Annotated in this window: 24 protein-coding genes and 1 pseudogene; 12 read left to right on the forward strand and 13 right to left on the reverse strand. The window is 63.4% G+C overall.

Features of this window, described 5'->3' with window-relative positions; all coding sequences use genetic code 11:
- The first annotated feature begins 53 nt into the window (after positions 1-53).
- Positions 54-1,154, forward strand: coding sequence for a polyamine ABC transporter substrate-binding protein (locus tag AACY45_RS24005; RefSeq protein WP_339547754.1), 1,101 nt, complete (start codon positions 54-56; stop codon positions 1,152-1,154).
- Positions 1,155-1,157: 3 nt separating this feature from the next.
- On the opposite strand, the gene AACY45_RS24010 is transcribed toward AACY45_RS24005, so the two are convergent.
- Both AACY45_RS24010 and AACY45_RS24015 read right to left on the reverse strand, forming a co-directional pair.
- A complete protein-coding gene (locus AACY45_RS24010) occupies positions 1,158-1,559 on the reverse strand; it encodes a hypothetical protein (RefSeq protein WP_166592355.1) in 402 nt (133 codons plus the stop codon).
- A 53-nt stretch (positions 1,560-1,612) separates the two neighbouring features.
- Complete coding sequence (locus AACY45_RS24015; protein ID WP_339547755.1) at positions 1,613-2,326, reverse strand: murein L,D-transpeptidase catalytic domain family protein; 714 nt, start codon at positions 2,324-2,326, stop codon at positions 1,613-1,615.
- Between the two features lie 146 nt (positions 2,327-2,472).
- On the opposite strand from AACY45_RS24015, the gene AACY45_RS24020 reads away from it, so the two are divergent.
- Positions 2,473-4,044, forward strand: coding sequence for a L,D-transpeptidase family protein (locus tag AACY45_RS24020; RefSeq protein ID WP_339547756.1), 1,572 nt, complete (start codon positions 2,473-2,475; stop codon positions 4,042-4,044).
- Between the two features lie 18 nt (positions 4,045-4,062).
- On the opposite strand, the gene pcsA is transcribed toward AACY45_RS24020, so the two are convergent.
- Positions 4,063-4,782 carry a phosphatidylcholine synthase gene (gene pcsA, locus AACY45_RS24025; RefSeq protein WP_339547757.1) on the reverse strand — a complete coding sequence of 240 codons (720 nt, stop codon included), beginning with the start codon at positions 4,780-4,782 and terminating at the stop codon, positions 4,063-4,065.
- A gap of 249 nt (positions 4,783-5,031) precedes the next feature.
- On the opposite strand from pcsA, the gene AACY45_RS24030 reads away from it, so the two are divergent.
- From AACY45_RS24030 to AACY45_RS24045, 4 genes are all read left to right on the forward strand, one after another.
- Positions 5,032-5,730: an AzlC family ABC transporter permease gene (locus tag AACY45_RS24030; protein WP_339547758.1), complete on the forward strand. Its 699-nt coding sequence runs from the start codon at positions 5,032-5,034 to the stop codon at positions 5,728-5,730.
- Positions 5,730-6,041 (forward strand): AzlD domain-containing protein, encoded by a 312-nt coding sequence (locus tag AACY45_RS24035; RefSeq protein WP_339547794.1) that lies wholly within the window; start codon positions 5,730-5,732, stop codon positions 6,039-6,041. The genes AACY45_RS24030 and AACY45_RS24035 overlap by 1 nt, the downstream gene beginning before the upstream one ends.
- Before the next feature lie 140 nt (positions 6,042-6,181).
- The gene (locus AACY45_RS24040; protein ID WP_339547759.1) at positions 6,182-6,919 is read left to right on the forward strand and encodes a tellurite resistance TerB family protein; all 738 of its coding nucleotides are present in this window, start codon (positions 6,182-6,184) and stop codon (positions 6,917-6,919) included.
- A gap of 234 nt (positions 6,920-7,153) precedes the next feature.
- Positions 7,154-7,939 carry a sulfite exporter TauE/SafE family protein gene (locus AACY45_RS24045; protein ID WP_339547760.1) on the forward strand — a complete coding sequence of 262 codons (786 nt, stop codon included), beginning with the start codon at positions 7,154-7,156 and terminating at the stop codon, positions 7,937-7,939.
- A gap of 50 nt (positions 7,940-7,989) precedes the next feature.
- On the opposite strand, the gene AACY45_RS24050 is transcribed toward AACY45_RS24045, so the two are convergent.
- Positions 7,990-9,036 carry a class I SAM-dependent methyltransferase gene (locus AACY45_RS24050; RefSeq protein WP_339547761.1) on the reverse strand — a complete coding sequence of 349 codons (1,047 nt, stop codon included), beginning with the start codon at positions 9,034-9,036 and terminating at the stop codon, positions 7,990-7,992.
- Positions 9,037-9,567: 531 nt separating this feature from the next.
- Between AACY45_RS24050 and AACY45_RS24055 the strand changes: the two genes are divergently transcribed.
- On the forward strand, positions 9,568-10,104 hold the full coding sequence (locus tag AACY45_RS24055) for a DUF4174 domain-containing protein (RefSeq protein ID WP_339547762.1): 537 nt from the start codon (positions 9,568-9,570) through the stop codon (positions 10,102-10,104).
- A gap of 28 nt (positions 10,105-10,132) precedes the next feature.
- Here the strand turns inward: AACY45_RS24055 and AACY45_RS24060 are convergent, their stop codons facing one another.
- Positions 10,133-11,023: a DMT family transporter gene (locus AACY45_RS24060; RefSeq protein ID WP_339547763.1), complete on the reverse strand. Its 891-nt coding sequence runs from the start codon at positions 11,021-11,023 to the stop codon at positions 10,133-10,135.
- Positions 11,024-11,156: 133 nt separating this feature from the next.
- On the opposite strand from AACY45_RS24060, the gene AACY45_RS24065 reads away from it, so the two are divergent.
- On the forward strand, positions 11,157-12,032 hold the full coding sequence (locus tag AACY45_RS24065; protein WP_339547764.1) for a LysR family transcriptional regulator: 876 nt from the start codon (positions 11,157-11,159) through the stop codon (positions 12,030-12,032).
- 207 nt (positions 12,033-12,239) lie between these two features.
- Here the strand turns inward: AACY45_RS24065 and AACY45_RS24070 are convergent, their stop codons facing one another.
- From AACY45_RS24070 to AACY45_RS24080, 3 genes are read right to left on the reverse strand one after another with little or no spacing between them, the layout of a single operon-like run.
- Complete coding sequence (locus tag AACY45_RS24070) at positions 12,240-13,421, reverse strand: acetyl-CoA C-acetyltransferase (RefSeq protein WP_339547765.1); 1,182 nt, start codon at positions 13,419-13,421, stop codon at positions 12,240-12,242.
- A 26-nt stretch (positions 13,422-13,447) separates the two neighbouring features.
- Complete coding sequence (locus AACY45_RS24075; RefSeq protein WP_095169307.1) at positions 13,448-14,107, reverse strand: CoA transferase subunit B; 660 nt, start codon at positions 14,105-14,107, stop codon at positions 13,448-13,450.
- Between the two features lie 38 nt (positions 14,108-14,145).
- Positions 14,146-14,844, reverse strand: a complete 699-nt coding sequence (locus AACY45_RS24080; protein WP_339547769.1) for a CoA transferase subunit A — start codon at positions 14,842-14,844, stop codon at positions 14,146-14,148.
- 148 nt (positions 14,845-14,992) lie between these two features.
- Here AACY45_RS24080 and AACY45_RS24085 point away from each other — a divergent pair, with 148 nt between their 5' ends.
- Positions 14,993-15,877, forward strand: a complete 885-nt coding sequence (locus AACY45_RS24085) for a LysR family transcriptional regulator (RefSeq protein WP_166591917.1) — start codon at positions 14,993-14,995, stop codon at positions 15,875-15,877.
- 260 nt (positions 15,878-16,137) lie between these two features.
- On the opposite strand, the gene AACY45_RS24090 is transcribed toward AACY45_RS24085, so the two are convergent.
- The 3 genes and pseudogenes from AACY45_RS24090 to AACY45_RS24100 all read right to left on the reverse strand — a co-directional run bounded on the left by AACY45_RS24090 (position 16,138) and on the right by AACY45_RS24100 (position 18,516).
- Positions 16,138-16,389 (reverse strand): helix-hairpin-helix domain-containing protein, encoded by a 252-nt coding sequence (locus tag AACY45_RS24090; protein WP_339547771.1) that lies wholly within the window; start codon positions 16,387-16,389, stop codon positions 16,138-16,140.
- Positions 16,390-16,434: 45 nt separating this feature from the next.
- Positions 16,435-17,468, reverse strand: a pseudogene (gene astA / locus AACY45_RS24095) (arginine N-succinyltransferase).
- A gap of 31 nt (positions 17,469-17,499) precedes the next feature.
- Positions 17,500-18,516 (reverse strand): arginine N-succinyltransferase, encoded by a 1,017-nt coding sequence (locus AACY45_RS24100; protein WP_339547773.1) that lies wholly within the window; start codon positions 18,514-18,516, stop codon positions 17,500-17,502.
- Positions 18,517-18,711: 195 nt separating this feature from the next.
- On the opposite strand from AACY45_RS24100, the gene AACY45_RS24105 reads away from it, so the two are divergent.
- Together AACY45_RS24105 and cobF are read left to right on the forward strand one after the other, a co-directional pair.
- The gene (locus AACY45_RS24105) at positions 18,712-19,299 is read left to right on the forward strand and encodes a histidine phosphatase family protein (protein WP_339547775.1); all 588 of its coding nucleotides are present in this window, start codon (positions 18,712-18,714) and stop codon (positions 19,297-19,299) included.
- Positions 19,296-20,054 carry a precorrin-6A synthase (deacetylating) gene (cobF, locus tag AACY45_RS24110; RefSeq protein WP_339547777.1) on the forward strand — a complete coding sequence of 253 codons (759 nt, stop codon included), beginning with the start codon at positions 19,296-19,298 and terminating at the stop codon, positions 20,052-20,054. The genes AACY45_RS24105 and cobF overlap by 4 nt, the downstream gene beginning before the upstream one ends.
- A 22-nt stretch (positions 20,055-20,076) precedes the next feature.
- On the opposite strand, the gene AACY45_RS24115 is transcribed toward cobF, so the two are convergent.
- Together AACY45_RS24115 and xthA are read right to left on the reverse strand one after the other, a co-directional pair.
- Positions 20,077-21,414 (reverse strand): phosphate ABC transporter substrate-binding/OmpA family protein, encoded by a 1,338-nt coding sequence (locus AACY45_RS24115; protein WP_339547779.1) that lies wholly within the window; start codon positions 21,412-21,414, stop codon positions 20,077-20,079.
- Between the two features lie 54 nt (positions 21,415-21,468).
- The gene (gene xthA, locus AACY45_RS24120) at positions 21,469-22,305 is read right to left on the reverse strand and encodes an exodeoxyribonuclease III (RefSeq protein ID WP_339547781.1); all 837 of its coding nucleotides are present in this window, start codon (positions 22,303-22,305) and stop codon (positions 21,469-21,471) included.
- A gap of 175 nt (positions 22,306-22,480) precedes the next feature.
- On the opposite strand from xthA, the gene AACY45_RS24125 reads away from it, so the two are divergent.
- On the forward strand, positions 22,481-23,131 hold the full coding sequence (locus AACY45_RS24125) for a GNAT family N-acetyltransferase (protein ID WP_339547782.1): 651 nt from the start codon (positions 22,481-22,483) through the stop codon (positions 23,129-23,131).
- Positions 23,132-23,164: the final 33 nt, after the last annotated feature.

Here is a 23,164-nt window from a genome sequence, read left to right on the forward strand (position 1 = left end):
GTTCCTCACCCTTCACCGGCAGCGTCCGCATGCCGTTGTTCTGGAGTCTTGCGATGAAACCTCTGTGCAGTCTGCAACTGGCCGCGGCCGCCGTGCTCAGCCTGGCAGTCAGCGGCGTCAACGCCGCCGAACCCAGCGTCTCGATCTACAACTGGTACGACTACATCGCCCCCGATGCGACAAAAAACTTCCAGCAGGAAACCGGGGTCGCCACCGTCTACGACGTGTTCGACAACGGTGATGTGATGCAGAGCAAACTCATGGCCGGGCGCAGCGGGTATGACGTGGTGGTAGCCAGCAGCGAGCTGCTGCCCAACCTGATCAAGGCCGGGGTGCTCCAGGAACTGGATCGCAGCCAGTTGCCCAACCTGCCCCACCTGGACCCGGAGATCCTCGCCAAGGTCCAGCACAATGACCCAGGCAACCGTTACGCCGCGCCCTACCTGTGGGGCACCACCGGGATAGGCTACGATGCGGACAAGGTCAAGGCGCTGCTGGGGGCCGAGGCCCCGGTGGATTCCTGGGACCTGATCTTCAAGCCGGAGAACATCGCCAAACTCAGCCAGTGCGGGGTGGCCATGCTCGACTCGCCCGGCGAGATCATCCCGATTGCCCTGCATTACCTCGGGCTGCCCTACAACAGCCAGAACCCCGAGGATTACCGCAAGGCCGAGGCGCTATTGCTGAAGATCCGGCCGCACATTCGTTACTTCGACTCTTCGCGTTTCATCTCCGACCTGGCCAATGGCAATGTCTGCGTGGTGCTTGGTTGGTCGGGCGGGGTATATGACGCGCAGCTGGCGTCGGCCAAGGCCGGCAATGGGCGCAACCTGGTGTACCGCATCCCCCGTGAGGGCGCGCCGGTCTGGGTCGAGAACCTGGTGCTGCTCAACGACGCGCCGCACCCGCAACAGGGCCTGAGCTTCATCAATTACATGCTGCGCCCCGACGTGATCGCGGCAACCTCCAACTACCTGGGCTACCCGAATGCCAACAAGGACGCCACGGCCCTGGTGGAGCAGAAGGTGCGCGACAACCCGGGTGTCTACCCCAGCCCACAGACCATGGCCACCTTGTACCCGCTGGAGCCCTTGCCGCTGAAGCTGGAACGGGTGCGTACCCGGGTCTGGAGCAAGGTCAAGACGGGCAGTTGAGCCTCAGGCATCACGCAGCAGGTCGTTGGCGTTGAGCAGTTCGTAGGCGATTTGCGGATGGTTCTCCAGGCCCCGGCGAATCGCCGCCGGGATCGCCTGCCGGGTCTTGCGGCACAGCCCCGGCTGGTCCCGCAGGCGAATGCCGATGCCGCGCATGCTGCGCACCTCGTGGAAGCTGGGACTGATTTCCACACCGATGCCCAACTGCTCGAACATCCGTTGCTGCAGATGCTCAAGGTCCGCCAGGCTCTTGAGGTTTTCCAGGCGCTCGAGCAGGCGTTTTTCCTCCTGGCGGGTCAGGTAGAGGATGCGCGGGTCGGCGCCGGGCAGGTCGAGCAAGGCCTCGCGCCCGCAATCGCAGGCGCCGGGAGGGCAGGGTTGGCGAATCGGCAATGAGGCTGTCATGGCTTGCAGCATAGCCAGATGCGCGTGCTTTTGCTTGTCCTGGCAGTGACCGGCTACCCCTTGTTGGCACTCAGGATGCTGGCCACCTGGCGCGGCTGGCAGTTGAGGTAGGGCGATGACTTCAGCCAGCGCTGGTCCGGGTACCAGGAAAACATGAACTGGCCATCCTTGAGTTTGTCGATCACCTGGCGCGCCACCTGCGGACGTACCGCCGGGCAACCCTGACTGCGACCAATCCGTCCCTGACGCTCACTCCACAATGGATTCACGTAGTCGGCGGCATGGATCACGATCGCGCGATCCCGGGCCAGGTCGTTGAAACCTGGCTCCAGGCCATCCATGCGCAACGAATAACCGTGGGCGCCCTGATAGCTTTCCTGGGTACGGAACAGGCCCAGGCTCGACTGGTAGCTGCCCATGCGGTTGGAGAACTGGGTGGCAAAGTTTTCCCCGGACATCTGCCCATGGGCCACCAGGTCGCGCAGCACCAGGGATTTTTTGCGCAGGTCGAATATCCACAGGCGCCGTGCGGTCGAAGGTTGGGAATAGTCGATCACGGCCAGGTGTTCGGCGCGATCGGCACCGCTGTTGACTGCACAGTGCATGGCACTCAGGGCGCCTTTTAGCGCTTGGGGATTGAGTTCCGGGGCGGCGTGGGCGAGGCTGTTGTATAACGCCTGTTGAGAGGTGTTGGCGGCGAGCGCCGGAGTACTGATGGCGCCCAGGGTAATCAGTGCCAGGCCAAGCCGGCGCAAAAGGGTAAACATGCGAAGAGAGTCCTCAATGCTATTGTTGGCTCCCGACTTCCTGTCGTGACCCTGGCAGGCCCATGTTGGGCTCGCCTGATTGCTTGCCGCACCTGCTGCAAAGGTCGACCGTCAAATCGTGACGGCCATGGATTGGAGTAAAGCAGTTGTTCAAAAAGCACGCATCTTACTTGAGCCTTTGCCTGCTCGTTGTGCCATTGGTCGCGACTGCCCAGAACGAGTTGGCAGACCACCCCGGGCCGATGCAATTGGCCGTGACCCAGGTGCCGGTGGATTGTCCGGGCCTGAAGCTGCGCCCGGACACCGCGGCGCAGGCATTGCTGCAGGCCTTCTACCAACAGCAGGACTATCTTCCCGTGTGGACCGACGAGGCCCGGGTCTCGGCCTTGCTGGCACAGTTCCAGTTGCTGGTCGATGATGGCCTGGACCCCAATCGCTACAGCCTGCCGCCGGCGGACGTGATCGGTGGCCCGTTGTGCACCGACATCGGCATCAGCCTGCGTTACCTGCAGGCCCTGCGTGAGCTGCATTACGGGCGCCTGCAGCAAAGCCGCTTCGAACCGCTGTGGCATGCGCAGCCGCCAGCGGATGACCGCACGGCCCAGTTGCTGGCGATTGCCGGGCCGGGCCTGCATGACCTGGGTGCCGCCTTCGAGGCTGCCCGCCCGGTACTTGAGCAGTACCGCAGCCTACGCCAGGTGTACGCCGCCCAGCGTCTACAGCCGCTGCCGCGCTGGCCGCAATTGCCCACCGGCCCCTTGTTGCGCCCGGGCATGCAGGACCCAAGAGTGCCCGGCTTGGCCCAGCGCCTGGTCAGCGAGGGCTACCTGCCCAGCGTGCCGGCCCCTGTCGGCACCGACTACAGCGCGCAGTTGGCCAGTGCGGTGAAAAACTTCCAGCTCGACCATTCGCTGCAGGCCGATGGGGTCATCGGCGCCGGCACCCTGGCGGAGCTCAACATTAGTCCGGCACTGCGCCGTGAGCAACTGCGGATCAACCTCGAACGTTTTCGCTGGCTGGCCCAGGACATGGAGCCCGACAGCCTGCTGGTGAACATTGCCGCGGCCCAGTTGACCCTGTTCCAGGGCGGGGTGCCGGTGTGGCAGACGCGCACCCAGGTCGGCCGCGCCGAACGGCAAACCCCGTTGTTGAAGTCCCGGGTCACGCGGCTGACCCTGAACCCCACCTGGACGGTGCCACCGACCATCATGCGCGAGGACAAGTTGCCGCAGATCCGCCGTGACCAGTCGTTCCTCCGCCGCCAGGACCTGCAGGTGCTGGACCGCAACGGCAACCCCCTGGCGGTGGACGAGATCGACTGGGACAACCCGGGCAATATCCTCCTGCGCCAGAGCGCCGGCCCGCGAAACCCCCTGGGGCAGATGGCGGTGCGCTTCCCCAATCCGTTCTCGGTGTACCTGCACGACACCCCGAGCCAGGCCCTGTTCCAGAAGGGCCCACGGGCATTCAGTTCAGGCTGCGTGCGGGTCGAGCATGCCTTGCAGTTGCGCGACATGCTGCTCAGCCCGGCGGAGCGCTTGCGCACCAACGAGTTGCTGGCCACCGGCGTGACCCATGAGTTCAGGCTGTCGACGCCGGTGCCGATTCTGCTGACGTACTGGACGGTGCAGGCCGACAGCCATGGCCGTCTGTTGTACGCACCGGACATCTACAGTCGCGACCCGGTGCTGTTGAACGCGCTGGGCGTGACCCTGTAGACCGGCGGCCACCCTCGCTCAATGAGGGTGGCGGTCGACCCAGTCCACGGCCGTGCGCCAGATGCAGATCCCCAGGAAGTACCCCGACATCGCCAGCCACAGCCCCATCACCCAGGTGCTGAGTTCGGGGTGGCCGAGCACCAGCGCCAGGCTGCACAGCAGCCAGATGGCGGTGACGGTGATGTTCAGCGGCATGAAGCGACGTACCCGGAACGGGTGCAGGAACTTCATCCGGGTCACGGTGAGCAGCGCCAGGACGATGATCCCGAACAGGGTGATCCAGGGAGGCGGGGCGATGATGTAGAGACACAGCGCGACCACGTTCCAGGCGGCGGGGAAGCCCTGGAAGTAGTTGTCCTGGCTTTTCATGTTGACGTTGCAAAAGCAGTACAGCGACGACACCAGGATCACCGACGTCAGTAGCAGCGGGGTGTAGGCGGGCAGGTCGATGTAGCGATAGATGAACAGCGCCGGAATGAACACATAGGTCAGGTAGTCGATCACCAGGTCCAGCACTGAGCCGTCGAATTGCGGCAGCACTGTCTGTACCTTGACCTTGCGCGCCAGTGAACCGTCCACCCCATCGACAATCAACGCCAGGCCCAGCCACAGCAGGCAGGCTTTGGGCTGGTTGTCGAACAGCGCGAGGGTGGCAAGGAACGCGGTGACCACGCCGGTGGCCGTAAAGCCGTGGGCGCCCCAGGCTTTGAGCGTGGCCAGGTGTTGAGTCGGGATCAAGGGCGTTCTCCAGCAAATCAAGCAAAGTAGCGTGCACTTATCGACCGAGCGCCGGGCAAGAAGGTTCACCGCCTGCATCGCGAGCAAGCGTTGCTCCCACACAGTCCATTGTCTCCCCGAGACCCTAGGAGCAAGGCTTGCCCGCGAATGGCATCACCGGGTGCTGCGCGGCTAATTGCGCAAGATTGTTCAAGACACCCCAGCGTTCGGCTGGCACATTCAAATCCCCTCTTTTTGTTGTAGAGCGCTATGTCTGACACTCTTTTGCCGCGCAGTGCTTTCCTGCGCGGTGCCGCGGCCGTGATGCCGTTGTCCCTGGCGACGGCACCGTGGGGGCTGCTGGCCGGTTCCATGGCCATCGAGGCCAACCTCACCCCCCTGCAAGGCCAGGGTCTGTCGAGCATCGTCTTTGCCGGCGCCGCGCAACTGGTGGCGATCGGCATGCTCAAGGGCGGTGCGGGGATTTTCTCGATTCTGCTGACCACCTTGCTGCTGACGTCGCAACACCTGCTGTATGGCATGAGCTTGCGGCCAGTGGTGGCACCCTTGCCGGCGCGCTGGCGGGTCGGCCTGGGCTTTTTGCTGACCGATGAGTTGTTCGCCCTGACCAGCCAGTTTGACCGCCAGCAGTTCAATCGCTGGTACGCGCTTGGGGTGGGGCTGACGTTTTACATCGCCTGGAACCTGTTCACCCTGGCTGGCATCGTGCTGGGCAGCAGCATCCCGGGGCTTGAACACCTGGGGCTGGACTTCTCGATCGCTGCCACCTTCATCGCCTTGATCACCCCGGTGGTGCGCAATGTGCCCACCGTGGTCTGCGTGGCCGTCTCGCTGTTCTGTTCGGTGCTGTTCGCCTATTGGCAAGTGGGCTCGGCGCTGGTGCTCGCCGGGTTGCTGGGGATGACTGCCGGTTTTGTCTGCAACAAGTTCCAGGGAGCACGCACATGATGGTCTGGGCAGTCATAGTCGGCATGGGCCTGCTGGTGTTTCTCAACCGCTACCTGTTCCTCGAACCCCGTCTGCCGGTGCGCCTGAGCAGCAACGCGCGACAGTTCCTCGGCTTTGCCGTGCCCGGCATGCTCACCGCTATCTGCGGGCCGATCGTGTTCATGCCCGAGCAGCAACTGAACCTGCAGTGGAATAACCCCTACCTGCTCAGCTCCCTGGTCGCCATCGGTCTGGTGCTCTACACCCGCAGCACCCTGATCAGCATGCTGCTGAGCATGGCGTTCTTTTTCCTGCTGCGCTGGTGGCTCTAGGGTTTGCCAGGTTTGCTGCTGCCGGGAATGTGCAGGTGGCTCATCACGGGTGTTCAATGTCAGCCAGACGGTCATGGCGCAATGGCGTCCCGGGACTAGAGTTGCCTGACTGAACTCCTGCCACAAAAGAGGGCAATGCCATGAATACCAGCGATCTGCTTGAACAATTGCTGCGCGCCGGCCAGGGCGCGCAGGGCCAACAGGGCCGTAGTGTCCCCGGTGGGCAAGGCGGCCTGGGTGATCTGGGTGGGCTGCTCGGCGGTCTGTTGGGCGCAGGCGGTGGTGGCGCCGCCGCCGGTGCGGGCGGCCTCGGTGGCTTGGGTGGCCTGCTGGGCGGGCTGGGGGGATTGTTGGGTGGGGCGGGGGCCGGCGGCGGAACGACCCAGGGTCGCTCCAGCGGCACCAACTACGCCGCGCTCGCGTCCCTGGGGATGATGGCCTTCCAGGCCTATCAAGCCTGGCAACGCAGTCAGGCCTCGGCCCCGCAACAGGCGCCACAGACCGTTGACCAGTTGCTCGCCGGGCCGCAGATCGAAGCCCATAGCCATGCAGTGTTACGGGCACTGATCGCCGCCGCCAAGGCCGACGGGCGTATCGACGACAAAGAGAAGCAGATGATCAGCACCGAGATCGGCCGGCACACCAATGACCCCGACCTGCAACAGTGGCTCGATGACGAAGTCGCCAAGCCGCTGGACGCCCGCGACGTCGCCCAATCGGCCACCGATCCGGCCATCGCCGCGGAAATGTACCTGGCCAGCGTGTTGCTGGTCGATCACCAGCAGGACGCCGAGCGCGCCTACCTCGATGAGTTGGCCGCAGCGCTGAACCTTGATCCGCAATTGCAGGTGCAGTTGGAACGCCAGGCCGGCGTCTGAACACGAGCCCCCTGTAGGAGCGAGCTCGCGAAGAACGTCAACGATGACGCGCGCATTCAGGATGAATGCGGCGTTCTCGAGGCCTTCGCGAGCAGGCTCGCTCCCACCGGGATGGGCGTAGGGTCGGAACCCGTGGTTATAAAGTCAGATCACATTGATATAAGTGGTTATAAGAAAAATCGCTATGCTGCCTGCCAGTTTTTGCACGTCACGCTGGTTCGGTAAGGTATGGCAATGGATTTCGGTAATTGGGGTTTTGTAGTTGCAGGCTTGGTTGTCGGATTCATTGTCGGTATGACCGGTATTGGTGGCGGCTCGTTGATGACTCCGATTCTGCTGTGGTTCGGTATCAACCCGGCCACCGCCGTCGGCACTGACCTGCTGTACGCGGCAATCACCAAGTCCGGTGGCGTGCTGGTTCATCAGAAGAACAAGAACATCGACTGGAAAATCACCGGCTGGCTGACCGCTGGCAGTGTCCCGGCCGTGGCCCTGACCCTGCTGTTTCTCACCTACTTCAACAACGATGCCCAGGCGACCAACGCGATCATCAAGCAGGCCCTGGGGTTTGTGCTACTGCTGACCGCGCTGGCGATTTTCTTCAAGAAGCAGTTGCTGGCCTTTGCCCATAAACACGCGGGCGACCACTACCACCTGAGCGACCGCAAGCTCAATTTGCTGACTATCGGCACCGGTGCATTGCTCGGGGTGATGGTGGCGCTGACGTCCATTGGCGCCGGTGCCCTGGGCACGGTGGCGCTGTTCCTGCTGTACCCGTTCCTGGTCACCAAGCGCCTGGTGGGCACCGAAATCGCCCACGCCGTGCCCTTGACCCTGGTCGCCGGCCTTGGCCATGCGAGCATGGGCAACATGGACTGGCACCTGCTGGGGTTCCTGTTGATGGGGTCGCTGCCGGGGATCTACATCGGCAGCCACCTGACCGGCAAAGTCTCCGACGGCGTGCTGCGTCCTTGCCTGGCGGCCATGCTGGTGTTCATCGGCTACAAGCTGGCGTTCTGATTCAGCGCCCTGGCCAGGCACTGTTGCCGCAGTGCCTGGCCATTGCTCCGTTATTTTCGCGCTTCCAGAATCAGGTTGAACGGGGTTTGCGCCGCCCGGCGGAAGTGCTGGAACCCAGCCTCGCTGAACACCTCGCGCAACCGTGCCTCGCCTGCTTGCGCCCCCAGCCCCAGGCCCACTTCCTGGGACAGCGAATTGGGCGTGCAAATGAAGGTCGAGGCGGCGTAGAACAAGCGACCTACCGGGGTGTTGTTCTGGTCCAGTTGATCGCTGGCAAAAGGCTCCACCAACAGCACGCTGCCATCGGCCTTGAGTGATCGATAGGCGTGCTTGGCCGCGCCCACCGGGTCGCCCATGTCGTGCAGGCAGTCGAAATAGCAGACCAGGTCATAGTCGTGGCCCGGGTAGTTTTTCGCCGTGCCCTGGATGAACTGCGCGCGGTCGGCCACGCCGCTTTCTTCGGCGCGTTGGTTGGCGGTGGTGATGGAGGGGGCGTGGTAGTCGAAGCCGATGAAGGTCGAGGCGGGGAAGGCCTTGGCCATGACCACGGTGGACGCCCCGTGGCCGCAACCGATATCCGCCACCTTGGCGCCGGCTTTGAGCTTGTCGACCACGCCTTCCAGGGCGGGCAGCCATTCATCCACCAGGTGGGCGCGGTAGCCGGGTCGGAAGAAGCGTTCGGTGCCACTGAACATGCACGGGTGGTGATCGCCCCAGGCCAACGCTCCATCGCCGCGCATGGCCGCCAGCAGCTTGTCCTTGTCGTGGTACAGGGCGGCTATCACCCCGGCACCGCCGGCGACATACACCGGCGAGTCCTCGTGAGCGAGCGCCATGGCCTGTTCTTCCGGCAGGCGGAACTGCCCGTTGGCGTGCTCCATGTAGCCAGAGGCCGCATGGGCGCTGAGCCATTCACGCAGCAGCCGGGCATTGCAGCCGGTCTTGCTGGCCAGCACCTCGGGAGTCACCGGCTGACTGTCCGCCATGGCCCGGTACAGGCCCAGTTCTTCGCCGACGATCACATTGGCGAGCATCGCGGCACCGCCCATGTCGGTGACCAGCTTGCCCATGAAGTCCTGCAGTTTGCCTTCGTCCATAACCGCGCCTCCTGAAAAAGGCCGCCGCTGAACCAGGTACATCCTGCAGCGACTGCAGCCTGTCAGGCGGTGGTCGGATGGATGACCGGGACGACCGTGGGCAAACCAACTGCCACGCGAATGCCCGGGCATAGACCATGCCCGGGCGTGTTGGACGCGAAGTCGTCGTCCTGCAGAGTTGTCGCTGTGGGGCAGGGCCCCACAGGACGCTTACGAAGTGGCCATTGGTTCCAGCGTCATGAACGTGGTAATGGGCAGGCACGCTGCTGACGGACGCGGATTTGGCTACGTCCCCCTATTGGGAACCCTATCAGTGTAGTACGCACTGTAGGGGTGCGCCTGGCCGTTGGTCTTGCCTGGTACTTTGCACAAAACATCCGTTTCATTGGGCGGATGCGGTGAGGACGGTCAGTGGCGGATTAACCCTGCTGACCTAAGCTTGGCAACATGGCGATAGAAATTTCCGACATCGAAACTGGATCTTTCGCCTTGATGCGCAATCATAAGCGTGGAAATCAACAGGAGATGCGCATGCTCATTCGGTCACTGACCCTCGCTACTCTGCTGGCTGTCGCGGGCCCTTTGTTCGCCGCCGACAACGACACGCCACTGGCCCAGGAACGCGGCAAGAGCCGCCCGCTGATTGTCATCGCTCCCAGTAGCATCGACCCGACGCTGGTCAACCTGAAAAAATCCCTCGACGACCCAGCCACCAAAAAAGCCTTCCAGGACCGCAGCATGGTGCTCTACACCGTGGTCAGACTGATGGGCCAGCGCGATGGCAAGGACCTGGATGCACAAACCACCATGGCGCTGATTCGCGAACTGAAACTGGGGGTCAGCGGTGAGACCAAAGTCATCCTGGTGGGCAAGGACGGCGAGAAAAAGCTTGAACACCTGGGCCCGATAGACGCCAAGACGCTGTTCGAGACCGTCGACCAGTTGCCTGCCGCCGAGAAAGAAGCGACGCCACCGGCACCTCCGGTCGCCGCAACGCCTGCGGCCAAGGGCAGCAAGGCCGACAAACCTGCCAAGCCGGCGAAACCACCGAAGCCGCTGGATGACTGAAACCGCAGGGGGGCTGGCCCCAGGTCGGTCAGCGATTTGACCAGGCCACCCCCCACCGTTGCTCCAGGTTCATCGCCAGCACGCTGATCAGCACCACCAGCGCTCCCATCATCACCATCATCCCCGGCCGTTCTCCCAGCAAGGCGGCAATCAGCATGGCGGCGGGAGGCGTAAGGTACAGCGCCATCGCAGCGCGGCTGGCCTCGACCTGGCGCAATACAAAGGCCCAGGCCAGATAGGCCAGGGCACTGGGGAACACCCCGAGAATCGCCACCGCCACGTGAACCTGCAGCGGGGCCCTGGCCACCGCAGTGCCCAGGCCCGCCAGGAACACCAGCAACAGCAGGGTGCCGGACCACACCGTGTAGCAGACCATGGTCAGGCCGCTGTAACGCTGGCAATGGCGTTTGTACAGGGCGAAGTACAGGCTCCAGGACAGCGCCGCCAGCAGGATCAACAAGCCGTGGGGGTCGATACGGCCCAGGCCGCGATCACCGACGACCACGATGCCGGCCCCACACATTCCCAACACCACACACCCCCAACGCCAGGCGCTGACACGGTCGTTGAAGATGAAATGTGCCAGCAGCGCGCTGAACAGCGGTGTCGACTGCGCCAGCACACTGGCGGCGCCGGCACTGACCCCGCGTTGGCCGAAGTTGAGCGCAATGTGGTGCAGACTCACCGCAAACAAACCCAGCAAGAACAGAAGGGGCACGTCGCGCAGACGGGGTAACGCGATGCCCTTGCAGACTGCGATCACCGCCATCAACAACGAGGCCACGAGAAACCGCAGCAGCGCCAGGTGCCCCGGGTCATAGGCGCTCAAAGCGATGCGGATACCCGTCGGCGAGTAACCCCAGCAGAGGATCACAAACAGCATGGCAAGGAGGATGTTCAGGGTTGAGCGAGTGGGCATGAGGTACGCCTGCCAGGTCAGGTGCGCAACGAAGACCGTGACGAGGTGACGGCTTCTGCCCGTTGAGTATTGGAGCCTTACCTATTCACTACAACTGACTTAACATGAGCTGATTGTTCACTTTGGGTGATGTATGGAGCTGGCGCAGATTCGCATGTTCAAGACGGTTGTCCAGACCGGCAGCATTGCCCGTGCCGCGCAGGCGCTGCATTGCGTGCCCTCGAACATCACCGCGCGCCTCAAGTCGCTGGAAAGCGAACTGGGCGTCGAGCTGTTTTACCGGGCGGGGCGGGGTTTGCAGATCAGCCCGGCCGGCGAAATCTTCCTGACCTACGCTGCGCAGATCCTGGCGCTGTCGGAGGAAGCCAAGCGTGCCGTAGACCCCGGGGCGCCGCCGTCCGGGCCGCTGCGCATTGGCGCGATCGAGTCATCGGCCAGCGGCCGCCTGCCCAGGCTGTTGGCCCGGTTTCATGGGCGATATCCGGCGGTTGCCCTGGAGCTGACAACCGGGCCCTGGGCACAGTTGCTCGAGGACACGCTCCTGCACAAGCTCGACGGGGTGATTGTGGCGGTCGACGTCGAGCGACCGCTGCTCAAGCGCAAGCTCATGTACCGCGAAGACCTGGTGCTGATCGCTTCGCCTTCCTTGGGGCCTTTGCGCGAGGCCGCCGACCTGCGCGGCAAGTCGATTTTCATGTGGCCTTCGGGGTGTCCGTACCGGGCAGCGCTGGAGCGCTGGTTGCAAGGGCAGGGGGAAGCCTTGCCGATCATCAGCATTGCCAGTTACGGCAGCATTGTTGGCTGCGTCAGTGCGGGGGGCGGTGTGGCGCTGGTGCCTCGGGGGATATTCGAACAGTACGGCCCGGGTGCTGGTTGGGCCAGCTACGAGTTCCCGGAACTGACGGCCATCGACAACCTGTTCTATTGGCACGAACACTCCCGGCACCACCCGGCCCGGGAAGCGTTCGTCACGATGCTGCAGGAAGAATTCGCCACGGCCAGCGTGTAGGCGCGAGCCTGCTCGCGATGGCAATGTATCAGGCGCCCTCGATGTTGAATGGGCCGGCCTCATCGCAGGCAAGCCGCAAGCGGGCGCCCGCTCCCACAGTGCGATCACCCGCCGGGCCTTGGTGGGAGCGAGCTTGCTCGCGATGGCGGTGTGTCAGGCGCCATCAAGGTTGAATGTGCCGGCCTGCTCCCTCAGGTGCGGGGTGAATCAGTCTCGTTCGATGGCCAATGCCACGCCTTGGCCGCCACCGATGCACAGGGTGGCCAGGCCTTTCTTGGCGTCGCGCTTGATCATCTCGTGCAGCAATGACACCAGCACGCGGCAGCCCGAGGCGCCGATCGGGTGGCCGAGGGCGATGGCGCCACCGTTGACGTTGACCTTGCTCGCATCCCACTGCAGCTCTTTGCCAACCGCCAGGGACTGCGCGGCGAATGCTTCGTTGGCTTCGATCAGGTCCAGTTGCGCCAGGTTCCAGCCGGCCTTGTCCAGGCAGCGGCGGGTGGCCGATACCGGGCCGATGCCCATGATCGCCGGGTCGACACCGGCATTGGCGTAGGCGGCGATCTTCGCCAGTACGGGCAGGCCCAGTTGCTTGGCTTTTTCCGCACTCATCAGCAGCACGGCGGCGGCGCCGTCGTTGAGCGAAGAGGCGTTGCCGGCGGTGACGCTGCCATCCTTCTTGAACGCCGGCTTGAGCTTGGCCAGGGAGGCGGCGGTGGTTTCGGCGCGCGGTTGTTCGTCGACCGCAAAGGACACTGGATCGCCTTTGCGCTGAGGAATCAGGATCGGGGTGATCTCATCGGCAAAACGCCCGGCTTCGATGGCGGCCGTGGCCTTGAGCTGGGACGCGGCGGCGAAGGCGTCCTGTTCCTCACGGCTCAGGTTGTACTTGTCCACCAGGTTCTCGGCGGTGATGCCCATGTGGTAATCGTTGAACGCATCCCACAGGCCGTCGCTGATCATGCTGTCGACCATCTTCGCGTGACCCATGCGCAGGCCGGTGCGGGCGGCCGGCAATACGTACGGCGCCAGGCTCATGTTTTCCATGCCACCGGCGATGATCACGTCGGCGTCGCCGCAGCGGATGGCCTGGGCACCCAGGTGCAGGGCCTTGAGGCCCGAACCGCAGACCTTGTTCAGGGTCAGCGCCGGCACCGTGTGAGGCAGGCCGGCGAGAATCGAGGCCTGGCGCGCCGGGTTCTGGCCCGAGCCTGCGGTCAGAACCTGACCCAGGATCACTTCATCGACCTGGTCGGCGGCCAGACCGGTCTGTGCCAGCAACTGGCGAATCACCGCGGCACCGAGTTCCGGTGCCGGGATGTTGGCCAGCGAACCCTGGAAGCTGCCGATGGCAGTCCGGGTGGCGGCGACAATCACGACTTCTTGCATCGAATTTCTCCTCAAGGGGATGGGGTTCAGGCGAACTGCATTTCTGGAACGTGCTCCGGAACGATCAGTTTACCGGCGGTCTTGCTGACGATTTCCTCGACGCTGACACCCGGTGCGCGCTCCTTGAGGATGAAGGCGCCGTTTTCGATTTCCAGGTAGGCCAGGTCGGTCAGGACCCGCTTGATGCAGTTGGCGCCAGTCAATGGCAGGCTGCAATGGCTCAGCAGCTTGGACTCACCGTCCTTGGAGGCGTGGGTCATGGTGACGATGATGTTGTCGGCACCGGCCACCAGGTCCATGGCGCCGCCCATGCCCTTGACCAGTTTGCCCGGGATCATCCAGGAGGCGATGTTGCCTTGTACGTCGACTTCGAACGCGCCGAGCACGGTCAGGTCGATGTGGCCGCCGCGGATCATCGCGAAGGATTCGGCGGAAGAGAAAATCGATGCGCCAATGCGCGCGGTTACCGTTTGCTTGCCGGCGTTGATCATGTCGGCGTCGACCTGGTCATCGGTCGGGAAGGCGCCCATGCCGAGCAGGCCGTTTTCCGACTGCAGCATGACTTCCATGCCTTCGGGAATGTAGTTGGCGACCAGGGTCGGAATGCCGATGCCCAGGTTCACGTAGTAGCCGTCCTGCATTTCGCGGGCGACGCGCTGAGCCATTTGTTCGCGGGTAAGAGCCATTTTTTATTCTCCGTTGTTCGTCGGGCTGGGGGCGTGGATCACGTGCGCACGGTGCGCTGTTCGATGCGTTTTTCGAACGTGCCGCAGATCACCCGGTCAACGTAGATGCCAGGGGTATGGATGTGCGCAGGGTCCAGCTCGCCGGGCTCGACGATCTCTTCGACTTCGACCACGGTGATCTTGCCGGCGGTGGCGGCCAGCGGGTTGAAGTTCTGGGCGGTGTGGCGATAGATCACGTTGCCGAAGTGGTCGGCTTTCCAGCCTTTGACGATGGCGAAGTCACCGGTGATGGACTCTTCCATCAGGTACGGGCGGCCGTGGAACTCGCGTACTTCCTTGCCTTCGGCCACAGGCGTGCCGACCCCGGTGGCGGTGAAGAACGCTGGAATGCCCGCACCGCCGGCGCGCATTTTTTCCGCCAGGGTGCCTTGAGGGGTCAGCACCACTTCGATTTCGCCGCTCAGCAGTTGCTTTTCGAACAGGGCGTTTTCACCGACGTAGGACGCCACGACCTTGCTGATCTGCCGGTCTTCGAGCAGCACGCCGAGGCCAAAACCGTCGACGCCGCAGTTGTTGGAAACCACGGTCAGGTCGCGCGTGCCCTTGCGTTTGATTTCGGCAATCAGGTTTTCCGGAATGCCGCACAAGCCGAAGCCGCCAGCGATCACGGTCATGCCGTCTTCAAGGCCGGCGAGGGCCTCTTCGTAGGAACTCACGCGCTTGTCGAAACCTGCCATATGCACCTCTTTTATTCTTTGTGGGCGGCTGGCTAGCCGTATGGGGTTGAGTGTTGCGCCATCCGATTCATTTGATAAGTTGATTTTTAAGGTGGATTAATAGATAAAACTCGTTAATCCGTGGCGTGCTTCATATTAAGGAACCCAGATGACCGTCAAGCAGATCCGCGCGTTTCTGGCCGTGGCCCAGAGTTTGAGCTTTGCCGTGGCCTGCGAGCGGCTGCACCTGTCGCAGTCGGCCTTGAGCCTGACCATCAAGGCCCTGGAAGAAAGCCTGGGTGGACGGCTGTTCAGCCGCACCACGCGCAACGTCGCGCTGACCCCCGAAGGCGAGTCCCTGCTGCCCTTGGCCCGGCGCCTGATTGCCGATTGGGACAACGCCGAGGATGAAATGCGCCAGCGCTTCACCCTGCAGCGCGGGCGGGTGACCCTGGCGGCGATGCCTTCGTTCGCCGGCAACCTGCTGCCGCCGATCCTCAAGACCTTCCGCGCGCGTTACCCGAAAGTCAATGTGACCGTGAACGACGTGATCAACGAGCAGGTGCTGGAGATGGTGCGCGACCGCCAGGTGGAGTTGGGCGTGGCGTTCGAGCCGATGCAGAGTTCTTCACTGCAGTTCACTGCGCTTTACGTCGACCGCTTTGTCGCGGTGGTGCCCAGTGATTCGCCACTGGCCGGCCTCAGCGAAATCGACTGGAACACCCTGCTGGAGCAACCCTTCATTACCTTGCAGCGCCCGTCCACGGTGCGGGTGATGCTTGAAGAACACCTGCAGGCGCGCCAGACCCGCCTCCCGGTGGCCTTTGAAAGCCACCAACTGGCGACGGTCGGGCGCATGGTCGCCAGCGGTCTGGGGGTCAGCGCCGTGCCCGCCTTGTGTGCCGAGCAAATGCGCGAACTGGGGGCCCACTGCATTACGTTGGGGGAACCGGTGGTCGAGCGCGCCATCGGCATCCTGACCAAGCCCGGCCACGAACTGTCGGCGGCCGCCCAGGCCCTGTTTGACATCCTCAAGGGCGAAGTGCGCCTGTAGTCCTCTTGTCCTGACACTTGCAGGATGGGGCTCGAAACGTCCAGGGCGAGTCGGATTTTTCCACGGCCCGCTCCATACGCTTCGGCGCTTGCGCGAGCCGTTGTCAAAGGGGCAGGGCCGTCTGTCTTTTTTTTCAGCGATGGCGTTACTTTTCACGAAATTCTGACATTCGCAGGTGCAGATTGATCAGACAAAAGGATTTGACCCCATAGACAAAAAGCCCGTCAGACGCGGGCTTTTTGTTGTCAGTCTGCCAGCCTTCAGGCCTGGCTTGCTTCACTGGCTTGTCGTGCCTTGTCGATCGCTGCTTCAATCGCGGCACGGGCCTGCGGGCTGTTCTTCCAGCAGGTGGAGCCGACCACGGCCGACGCCTGAACCACGATCTCGCGGGCATTGGCCTGGCTCAGTTGCAGCAAGGTAGTGAACCCCAGTTGTTCAAGGCGCTGGACCACCGTCGGGCCAACCCCCTTGACGCTTAACAGTGTTTGTTTTTCTTGCGTTGAAAATCCCATATTGGCTCCTTTTGGGTGAGTGTCACTGTGGGCTCGCGACCCGGTTCATGCCGCGGTGGGCTGTTGCTGTTCGGCGTATAGGGCTACCGCGCGCACCTGGCTGCCCGGTTGCAATTGCAGGCGGCGGGCGGTCGGCCGATCCACCAGCAGGTTGCAGCCCTCGCGCCGCGCGCGGGCGACGGTGATGCGGCAGTTTTCCAGGCGGCGGTTGTGGATCAACCAGACCGGCGCCTGGTCATCGGGTGGTCCGAGCGCCAGGGTCAGGGGCTGGCTATCGCGCACCGCCCGGATAGCGCCGATCGGGGCTTCGATCACGGGGCCCGCATCAAAGAGGTCGACATAACCCTGATGGACGAACCCTTCGGCATCCAGGATTCTGCGGGCCGGCTCGGCGTTTTCATGGGCCTTGCCGATGACGTCCCGGGCCTGTTCGGTGAGCAGGCAGGTGTACAGCGGCTGACGCGGGATCAATTCGGCGATGTACGCTTTGTTGCCCAGCGCCGACAGATGATCGGCATGCCTGAAATCCCTTTGGAAAAGTGTCGACCCAGGCTGTCCCAGAACGGCGAGCCGCCCTGCGCGTCGGCGCTGCCGCGCAACTCGGCTATCAGTTTTTCGCCGAACAACTGCGGGTACTCGGCGACAAACAACAGGCGTGCCAATGACAGGAGGCGACCGTTGTGGCCCTGGCGATGCAGCGGGTGCAGGAACAACGAGCAGACTTCCGATTGGCCGGTCATTTCATTATTGAGAAACAGGGTCGGCAACTGTTGTTCGATGCCCAGGCGGGTCGAGCGATTGGCCGTCAGCCCGACGCGGTAGTTGTACCAGGGCTCGCGCAGGCCCACGGCGCCGCCCAGCGCGCTGACCCCGATCACTTGCTGGTCGTCGTCCTCGAGCACAAACAGGTAATCGGCGTCTGCCCGTTCAACCTGGCTGGCAAAGGTGCGTTGGGCCCAGCGGATCCGGTGGGCCAGGCGCTCTTCATTGGCCGGCAGGCTGGTGAACCCCGGGCCCGCGCAATGTGCCAGGGCCAGCACGGCTGGCAGGTCGCTGCTGTGCACCGGGCGCACGATCATCGCCCGGCTCCCTGGTCTGCGGAGGTCAGCTTCATAGGGCGACCAACCGCAGCGGGCTGCCGTCAGTCAGATGCAAGGCCGCCAGCGTGGCGGCGTCGAGGGTGACCGGTTCGTCGGCACTCCAATCCAGCTCGACCAGCATCGCGCGAAAGCCGTCCAGGGCGTCATTGCAGATCAGGTAGGCAGTCTGGCCCACCTCCGGCGTGCCCCGGCGGGCGATCGCCGTGCGGCTGTGGGCAATGGAGCGGATGCTTGGGGTGCGTGCAAACAGTGTCGGGCCCGCGTCGAACAGGTCCACGTAGCTGTTGGTTTCGAAACCCTCGCGCTCGAGGATGTCGAAGGCCTCCTGGCCCGCGGGATGGGCCCGGCCAATGCACGCCTGGGCGTCTGGGGTGAGCATCGGTACATAGATCGGGTAATGGGGCATCAGTTCGGCGAGAAAACTGCGGTCCTGCAACCCACAGAGGCGCTCGGCCTCGACATAGGACAGGTTTAAGAAGTGTTTGCCCAGGGCATTCCAGAAGGGTGACTCGCCCACCGCGTCGCTGTAACCGACGATCTCGGTAATCACCGCCTCGGCAAAGCGCTGCGGATGCGCGGCAATGAACATCAGCCGGGCCCGCGAGAGCAGTTCGCAGAACGCCGTGTGCTGCAGGTCGGGGTCGATGTGCAAGCCGCGCAGCAAGGTGTGGGGGCTGAGGTCCTGGCACAACGACAGCGCCGGTACGCCATGATGGACCTTCAGTTCCCGGGAGGCGCTGATGTAGGGGCGGTGGCGCAGGCTGTAGAACGGTTGCTGGTGGCCGGCGGTGGCGACGATTTCCGCGCAGCCGAGCAAACGCGGGTGATCGAGGTCCTGCAGGACGAAGCAGTAGCTCTCCGGGCCATTGCTCTGCACAGGGCTGGCAAAGGAGCGCTGGGAGTCGAGGATTTTCTGCAGCAGGCAGTGGCTGTCGTCGGGCAGGGACGTGACCCCTACCAGGCTGTCGCGCGCCAGTTGCTGTAACTGGGGCAGGTCGGATGGCTCGACTGGGCGTAAGACCAGCATGGATGTACTCCTGTTTCAGAACGACCTGGCCGCGGGTGCCAGGCTTGACGATCACTGTCGGGTTCCACGCGTTGCAAGTGCGCTGGGTCAACCTCCGTCGACCGCGGGCCATACTAGTTGATCATCCCCAGGTGGCGCAGCATTATGCTAGCCGTTCGGCGAGTTATTCCTGTCCCTGCCTGCGAGTGAACCTGCGTGTCGGTAACCCGTTTGACCTTGATTTGCCACGCTCGCACCGTCGCCCAGAAGCGGGCGCGATTGCCCCTGGACGAACCACTGGAAATGGACTGGCAGGCCGCCCGGGGCAGTCGCGCCGGCGCCTTCAAGCGGGCCCCACAGTTACTTGGCGGTGGCGAGGCCCGTGTCCGGCAGACCGCGGCGTTGTTCGGCAATGACCTGCAACATGTGCCGGCGCTGGATGACTGTGATTTCGGTCGTTGGCGCGGCGTGTCCATCGACCACCTGCAACAGCACGAGCCGCTGGCGCTACAGGCCTGGCTCGGCGACCCGCACTCGGCGCCCCATGGCGGCGAATCGCTGGTGCAGCTGTGCCAGCGGGTCGGGCACTGGCTCGACAGCCTCGGCAGTCGCCCCGGGCATTACCTGGCCGTTACCCACCCGTGGGTGATTCGCGCGGCGCTGATCCATGTGCTGCAGTGCCCGCCCGCTGCCTTCCAGATGATCGATGTCGAACCCTTGTCCGCCACTGAACTGCGCTTCAACGGCCGCTGGCGCCTACGCCTGATGGACAGTGGCGCCCCCGTCGAGGAACCCCTGGCATGAAGCAGATCCTGGTGATAGGCATGGGTGCCGGCGACCCTGACTACCTCACGATGCAGGCGGTCAAGGCATTGAACCGGGTCGATGTGTTTTTCCTGATGGACAAGGGCCCGAGCAAGGACAGCCTGATCGACCTGCGGCGGGAAATCTGTGCCCGCTATATCAGCCAGCCGGGGTACCGCTTTGTCGAGGCCCACAGCCCACAACGCAAGCTTGACGATCTCGATTACACCCGCAGTGTGCAGGCGCTCAATCGCGACAAACAGCGGACCTTCGAACAGCTGATCAACGAGCAAATGGCCGACGACGAATGCGCGGCGTTTCTGGTGTGGGGCGATCCGGGCTTGTACGACAGCACCCTGCGGATCCTGCAGGCGATTCTCGCCGCGGGTCGCTGCTCCTTCGACTATGAGGTGATCCCCGGCATCAGCAGCGTCCAGGCCCTGGCCGCGCGGCACAAGGTGCCGTTGAATCGCATCGGCCGCTCCATCGAGATCACCACCGGGCGGCGCCTGGCCGCGGGGCACGTGAGTGAGGCCGACAGCCTGGTGGTGATGCTGGACGCGGAAGATGCCTACCATCAGGTGGCCGATCAGGAGCAGCAGATTTACTGGGGGGCCTACTTGGGCACCGCAGATGAAATCCTCATTGCCGGGAAACTCAAGGACGTCGCCGACGAGATCGAGCGAGTCAGAAAAGCGGCGCGACAGGCCAATGGCTGGATCATGGACACCTACCTGATCCGCAAACCCGAGTAGCGGCGGTGAACCGGCCAGGACGTCAGTTGACCCAGACCTCGACCCGGCGATTCTTGATCCGGCCTTCATCGTCACGGTTGGCGGCCACCGGCATTTGCGCACCAAAACCGCGGATGTCGCGCAGTACCACGCCGCCCTTCACCAGTTCACGGCGCACCGCCATGGCCCGCAGTTTCGAGAGCAGGGCGGCGCGCTGCGGATCGGCCTTGGCGTCACCGAAACCCACCAGGGTTACCTGCCGGTCCAGCTTGGCGTGCAGCTTGAGGTAGTCGAGTACCCGGGACAGGTCCTGGCGCGCCTTGTTGTCCAGGCTGGCACTGCCTTCCTCGAAACGAAAGTTGACCGTCAGCCGTTGCGCCTTGGCAGCAAGCGCCTGATAACCCTCGGGCATCTGCCGGCTGGCCGTGACATCCATGGCCTGCACGGTCTGCGCGACAAATCCGTTGGCGGCCACCAGCGCCTGGCCCTGGCGACTTTGGGCAAAGCGCACCAGTGCCGCGGCCCAGGGATTGTGCGTGGTCGGTGGCAGATAGAAGTACAGCCGCCGTGACAACGGATAGTCCTCGGTGGCGATCAGGCTGGTGAGTGGCAGCATGGGTTGCGAGGCACCGTCGACGATCGCCACGGCCTTGGCCTGGCGCACGTAGGGCAGGGCGATGAAACCGATGCCCTGAGGGTCCTGGCTGACGGCGTCGGACAGCTGTTCACTGGATTCGAAACGCCTTGCCGAGCCGGCCAGGGCTTTGCCACGGCCACTGAGTACCAGGTCCTTGAAGGTGTCGTAGGTGCCCGACTGATCATCGCGCGCGTAGAGCTGTATCGGGCCGCCGACGCCGCCGAGTGCTTCCCAGGTGGGGATCTCGCCACTGAAAATCCGCGCCAGTTGCTCAGTGTTCAACTGGTTCAACGGGTTGTGCGGGTGCAGGATAATGGCCAGGCCGTCGATGGCGACCACCTGTTCGGCCGCGGGGCTTTTCAGGTCGCCAAGGGCCGCCAGTGCCACCCGTTCGTTGTCCTTGATCGGGCGCGAAGATGCCGCCAGATCGGCGTTGGCGCTGTGCAGGGCGAGGAAACCGGTGCTGGAACCGTGGGCGGCGATGTCGATGACGACCCGTTGCCCCTGGGCCGTCTGGCCCACTAGCCGCTGTTCGTTGGCGTTGCCCGAGGGCTCGCGGTGAACCTTGAGCAAGCCTTGTTCTTCCATCAAACCCTTGGCCAGTGCCGGTCCCAGCGCCGCCCCGATGGTGTTGGAGCCCTGGATACGCAACACCACACCGTTGCCGGGTATCGGCAGCGCGGTGGCGAAGGTGGACGGGGACAGCAGGCTGCAGAACAGCAGCGTTAACAGGGCACGCAACATGGAGCCGGCACCTTTGGCGGGCAAGGGAGGTGCCGGGACATTAAGACATTCAGGTTACGCAGATGTGACAGGGGTGGACTCGCTCAGCTCCAGCCAGATCGGCGCGTGATCCGAAGGTTTTTCCATGCCGCGCAGGTCGTAGTCCACGCCTGCGGCCTTGATCCGTGGCAGCAAGCCTTGGGACGCCATGATCAGGTCGATGCGCAGGCCACGCTTGGGTTCGTCTTCAAAGCCGCGGCTGCGGTAGTCGAACCAACTGAAGCGGTCGGCGACGTCGGGGTTGAGGTGACGGAAGCTGTCGACCAGGCCCCAGTTTTTCAGGCGGGCCATCCACTCGCGCTCTTCCGGCAGGAAGCTGCACTTGCCGGTCTTCAGCCAGCGTTTCATGTTGTCCGGGCCGATGCCGATGTCGCAGTCTTCCGGGGATATGTTCACGTCACCCATCACCACCAGCGGTTGGTCGTTGCTGAACTGGGTTTCCAGCAGGCTCTGCAAGTCGCTGTAGAACCGCGCCTTGGCCGGGAACTTGGTGGGGTGGTCGCGGCTTTCACCTTGTGGGAAATAGCCGTTCATGATGGTCACTGGCGTTCCGTTGGTATCGGCGAAGGTGCCCCAGATGAAGCGGCGCTGGGCGTCTTCTTCATCGCTGGCAAAACCCTTGTTGATCGCCAGTGGTTCCTGGCGCGAGAGCAGGGCGACGCCATAGTGGCCTTTCTGCCCGTGGTAATACACGTGGTAGCCCAGCGCCTGGACTTCGGCGAGTGGGAACTGGTCGTCGTGGACTTTGGTTTCCTGCAGGCCGATGACGTCCGGCTGGTGCTTCTCGATCAGTGCCGCCAATTGATGGGGGCGGGCGCGCAGGCCATTGATGTTGAACGAGACGATCTTCATGGTCGGCAGTCCTGGCAAAACTGCGATGCTAGCTGACATGTAGGATCGGAGCCAGCGTGGCGGTAGTGCCTATGCGCTGCTAGTGTCTGTGGGCGTGGGAACGATCACTGCAGTGCCGGGCTCGTACTTACAGGAGCGAGGTCATTTGCGCCGCGCCAAGGGGAGATACACCGTCATGCCTGAAACATCGACCGCCATCGCGGACATCCATCGGCTCGACAGCGGCTATTCGCGCGAAGCGCGCTCGTTGCTGTACCAGGCCTACCGCCACGAACCCACCTTCAAGTTCCTCTTTGAGGCCGAACGGCCCGGTTATGAGCAACGGGTACGGGCGACGGTGCGCGAACTGGTCAAGCAGCATTTTTTCCAGGAATTGCCGGCCATCGGCCTGCTGGTCAATGACCGCCTGATCGGCATTGCACTCATCGCCCCGCCGCAACGGCGCCTGGGCATTACCGAAAGCTGGGCGTGGCGCCTGCGCATGGTGCTCAGCACCGGTTTTCGCTGCACCCGGCGTTATCTGGAGTATCACGCGGCTGTCGCAGCCTGCGTGCCCTCGGACTCGGTGCATGTGCTGCCGTTGCTGGGGATTCATCCGCAATTCCAGGGCCAGCATTTCGGCGAACAACTGCTGCTGGCCGTGCACAATTGGTGCGCGGTGGACGAACATTCCCAGGGTGTGGTGCTGGACACGGGGAATCCGCGTTATCTGGAGTTCTATAAGCGTCAGGGGTATGAGGAAATTGGAGAGGTGGCTGTAGGACCTGTGCTTGAGCACGTGTTTTTCCACGCCAATCCCCAGGTGTTGCATAGCGCAACAGCTTGAGGTCGAACTTTTGTTCAGAATGTTCGCTCTATC

The organism is Pseudomonas sp. RA_35y_Pfl2_P32 (genome assembly GCF_963970735.1).
GTDB lineage: Bacteria > Pseudomonadota > Gammaproteobacteria > Pseudomonadales > Pseudomonadaceae > Aquipseudomonas.

What these genes read in the sequence shown, in the direction of transcription:
- AACY45_RS24005 (WP_339547754.1), top strand. Translation starts at nt 54, where the DNA reads ATGAAACCTCTGTGCAGTCTGCAACTGGCCGCGGCCGCCGTGCTCAGC.
- AACY45_RS24010 (WP_166592355.1), bottom strand. Translation starts at nt 1,559, where the DNA reads ATGACAGCCTCATTGCCGATTCGCCAACCCTGCCCTCCCGGCGCCTGC.
- AACY45_RS24015 (WP_339547755.1), bottom strand. Translation starts at nt 2,326, where the DNA reads ATGTTTACCCTTTTGCGCCGGCTTGGCCTGGCACTGATTACCCTGGGC.
- AACY45_RS24030 (WP_339547758.1), top strand. Translation starts at nt 5,032, where the DNA reads ATGTCTGACACTCTTTTGCCGCGCAGTGCTTTCCTGCGCGGTGCCGCG.
- AACY45_RS24035 (WP_339547794.1), top strand. Translation starts at nt 5,730, where the DNA reads ATGGTCTGGGCAGTCATAGTCGGCATGGGCCTGCTGGTGTTTCTCAAC.
- AACY45_RS24040 (WP_339547759.1), top strand. Translation starts at nt 6,182, where the DNA reads ATGAATACCAGCGATCTGCTTGAACAATTGCTGCGCGCCGGCCAGGGC.
- AACY45_RS24045 (WP_339547760.1), top strand. Translation starts at nt 7,154, where the DNA reads ATGGATTTCGGTAATTGGGGTTTTGTAGTTGCAGGCTTGGTTGTCGGA.
- AACY45_RS24050 (WP_339547761.1), bottom strand. Translation starts at nt 9,036, where the DNA reads ATGGACGAAGGCAAACTGCAGGACTTCATGGGCAAGCTGGTCACCGAC.
- AACY45_RS24055 (WP_339547762.1), top strand. Translation starts at nt 9,568, where the DNA reads ATGCTCATTCGGTCACTGACCCTCGCTACTCTGCTGGCTGTCGCGGGC.
- AACY45_RS24060 (WP_339547763.1), bottom strand. Translation starts at nt 11,023, where the DNA reads ATGCCCACTCGCTCAACCCTGAACATCCTCCTTGCCATGCTGTTTGTG.
- AACY45_RS24065 (WP_339547764.1), top strand. Translation starts at nt 11,157, where the DNA reads ATGGAGCTGGCGCAGATTCGCATGTTCAAGACGGTTGTCCAGACCGGC.
- AACY45_RS24070 (WP_339547765.1), bottom strand. Translation starts at nt 13,421, where the DNA reads ATGCAAGAAGTCGTGATTGTCGCCGCCACCCGGACTGCCATCGGCAGC.
- AACY45_RS24075 (WP_095169307.1), bottom strand. Translation starts at nt 14,107, where the DNA reads ATGGCTCTTACCCGCGAACAAATGGCTCAGCGCGTCGCCCGCGAAATG.
- AACY45_RS24080 (WP_339547769.1), bottom strand. Translation starts at nt 14,844, where the DNA reads ATGGCAGGTTTCGACAAGCGCGTGAGTTCCTACGAAGAGGCCCTCGCC.
- AACY45_RS24085 (WP_166591917.1), top strand. Translation starts at nt 14,993, where the DNA reads ATGACCGTCAAGCAGATCCGCGCGTTTCTGGCCGTGGCCCAGAGTTTG.
- AACY45_RS24090 (WP_339547771.1), bottom strand. Translation starts at nt 16,389, where the DNA reads ATGGGATTTTCAACGCAAGAAAAACAAACACTGTTAAGCGTCAAGGGG.
- AACY45_RS24100 (WP_339547773.1), bottom strand. Translation starts at nt 18,516, where the DNA reads ATGCTGGTCTTACGCCCAGTCGAGCCATCCGACCTGCCCCAGTTACAG.
- cobF (WP_339547777.1), top strand. Translation starts at nt 19,296, where the DNA reads ATGAAGCAGATCCTGGTGATAGGCATGGGTGCCGGCGACCCTGACTAC.
- AACY45_RS24115 (WP_339547779.1), bottom strand. Translation starts at nt 21,414, where the DNA reads ATGTTGCGTGCCCTGTTAACGCTGCTGTTCTGCAGCCTGCTGTCCCCG.
- xthA (WP_339547781.1), bottom strand. Translation starts at nt 22,305, where the DNA reads ATGAAGATCGTCTCGTTCAACATCAATGGCCTGCGCGCCCGCCCCCAT.
- AACY45_RS24125 (WP_339547782.1), top strand. Translation starts at nt 22,481, where the DNA reads ATGCCTGAAACATCGACCGCCATCGCGGACATCCATCGGCTCGACAGC.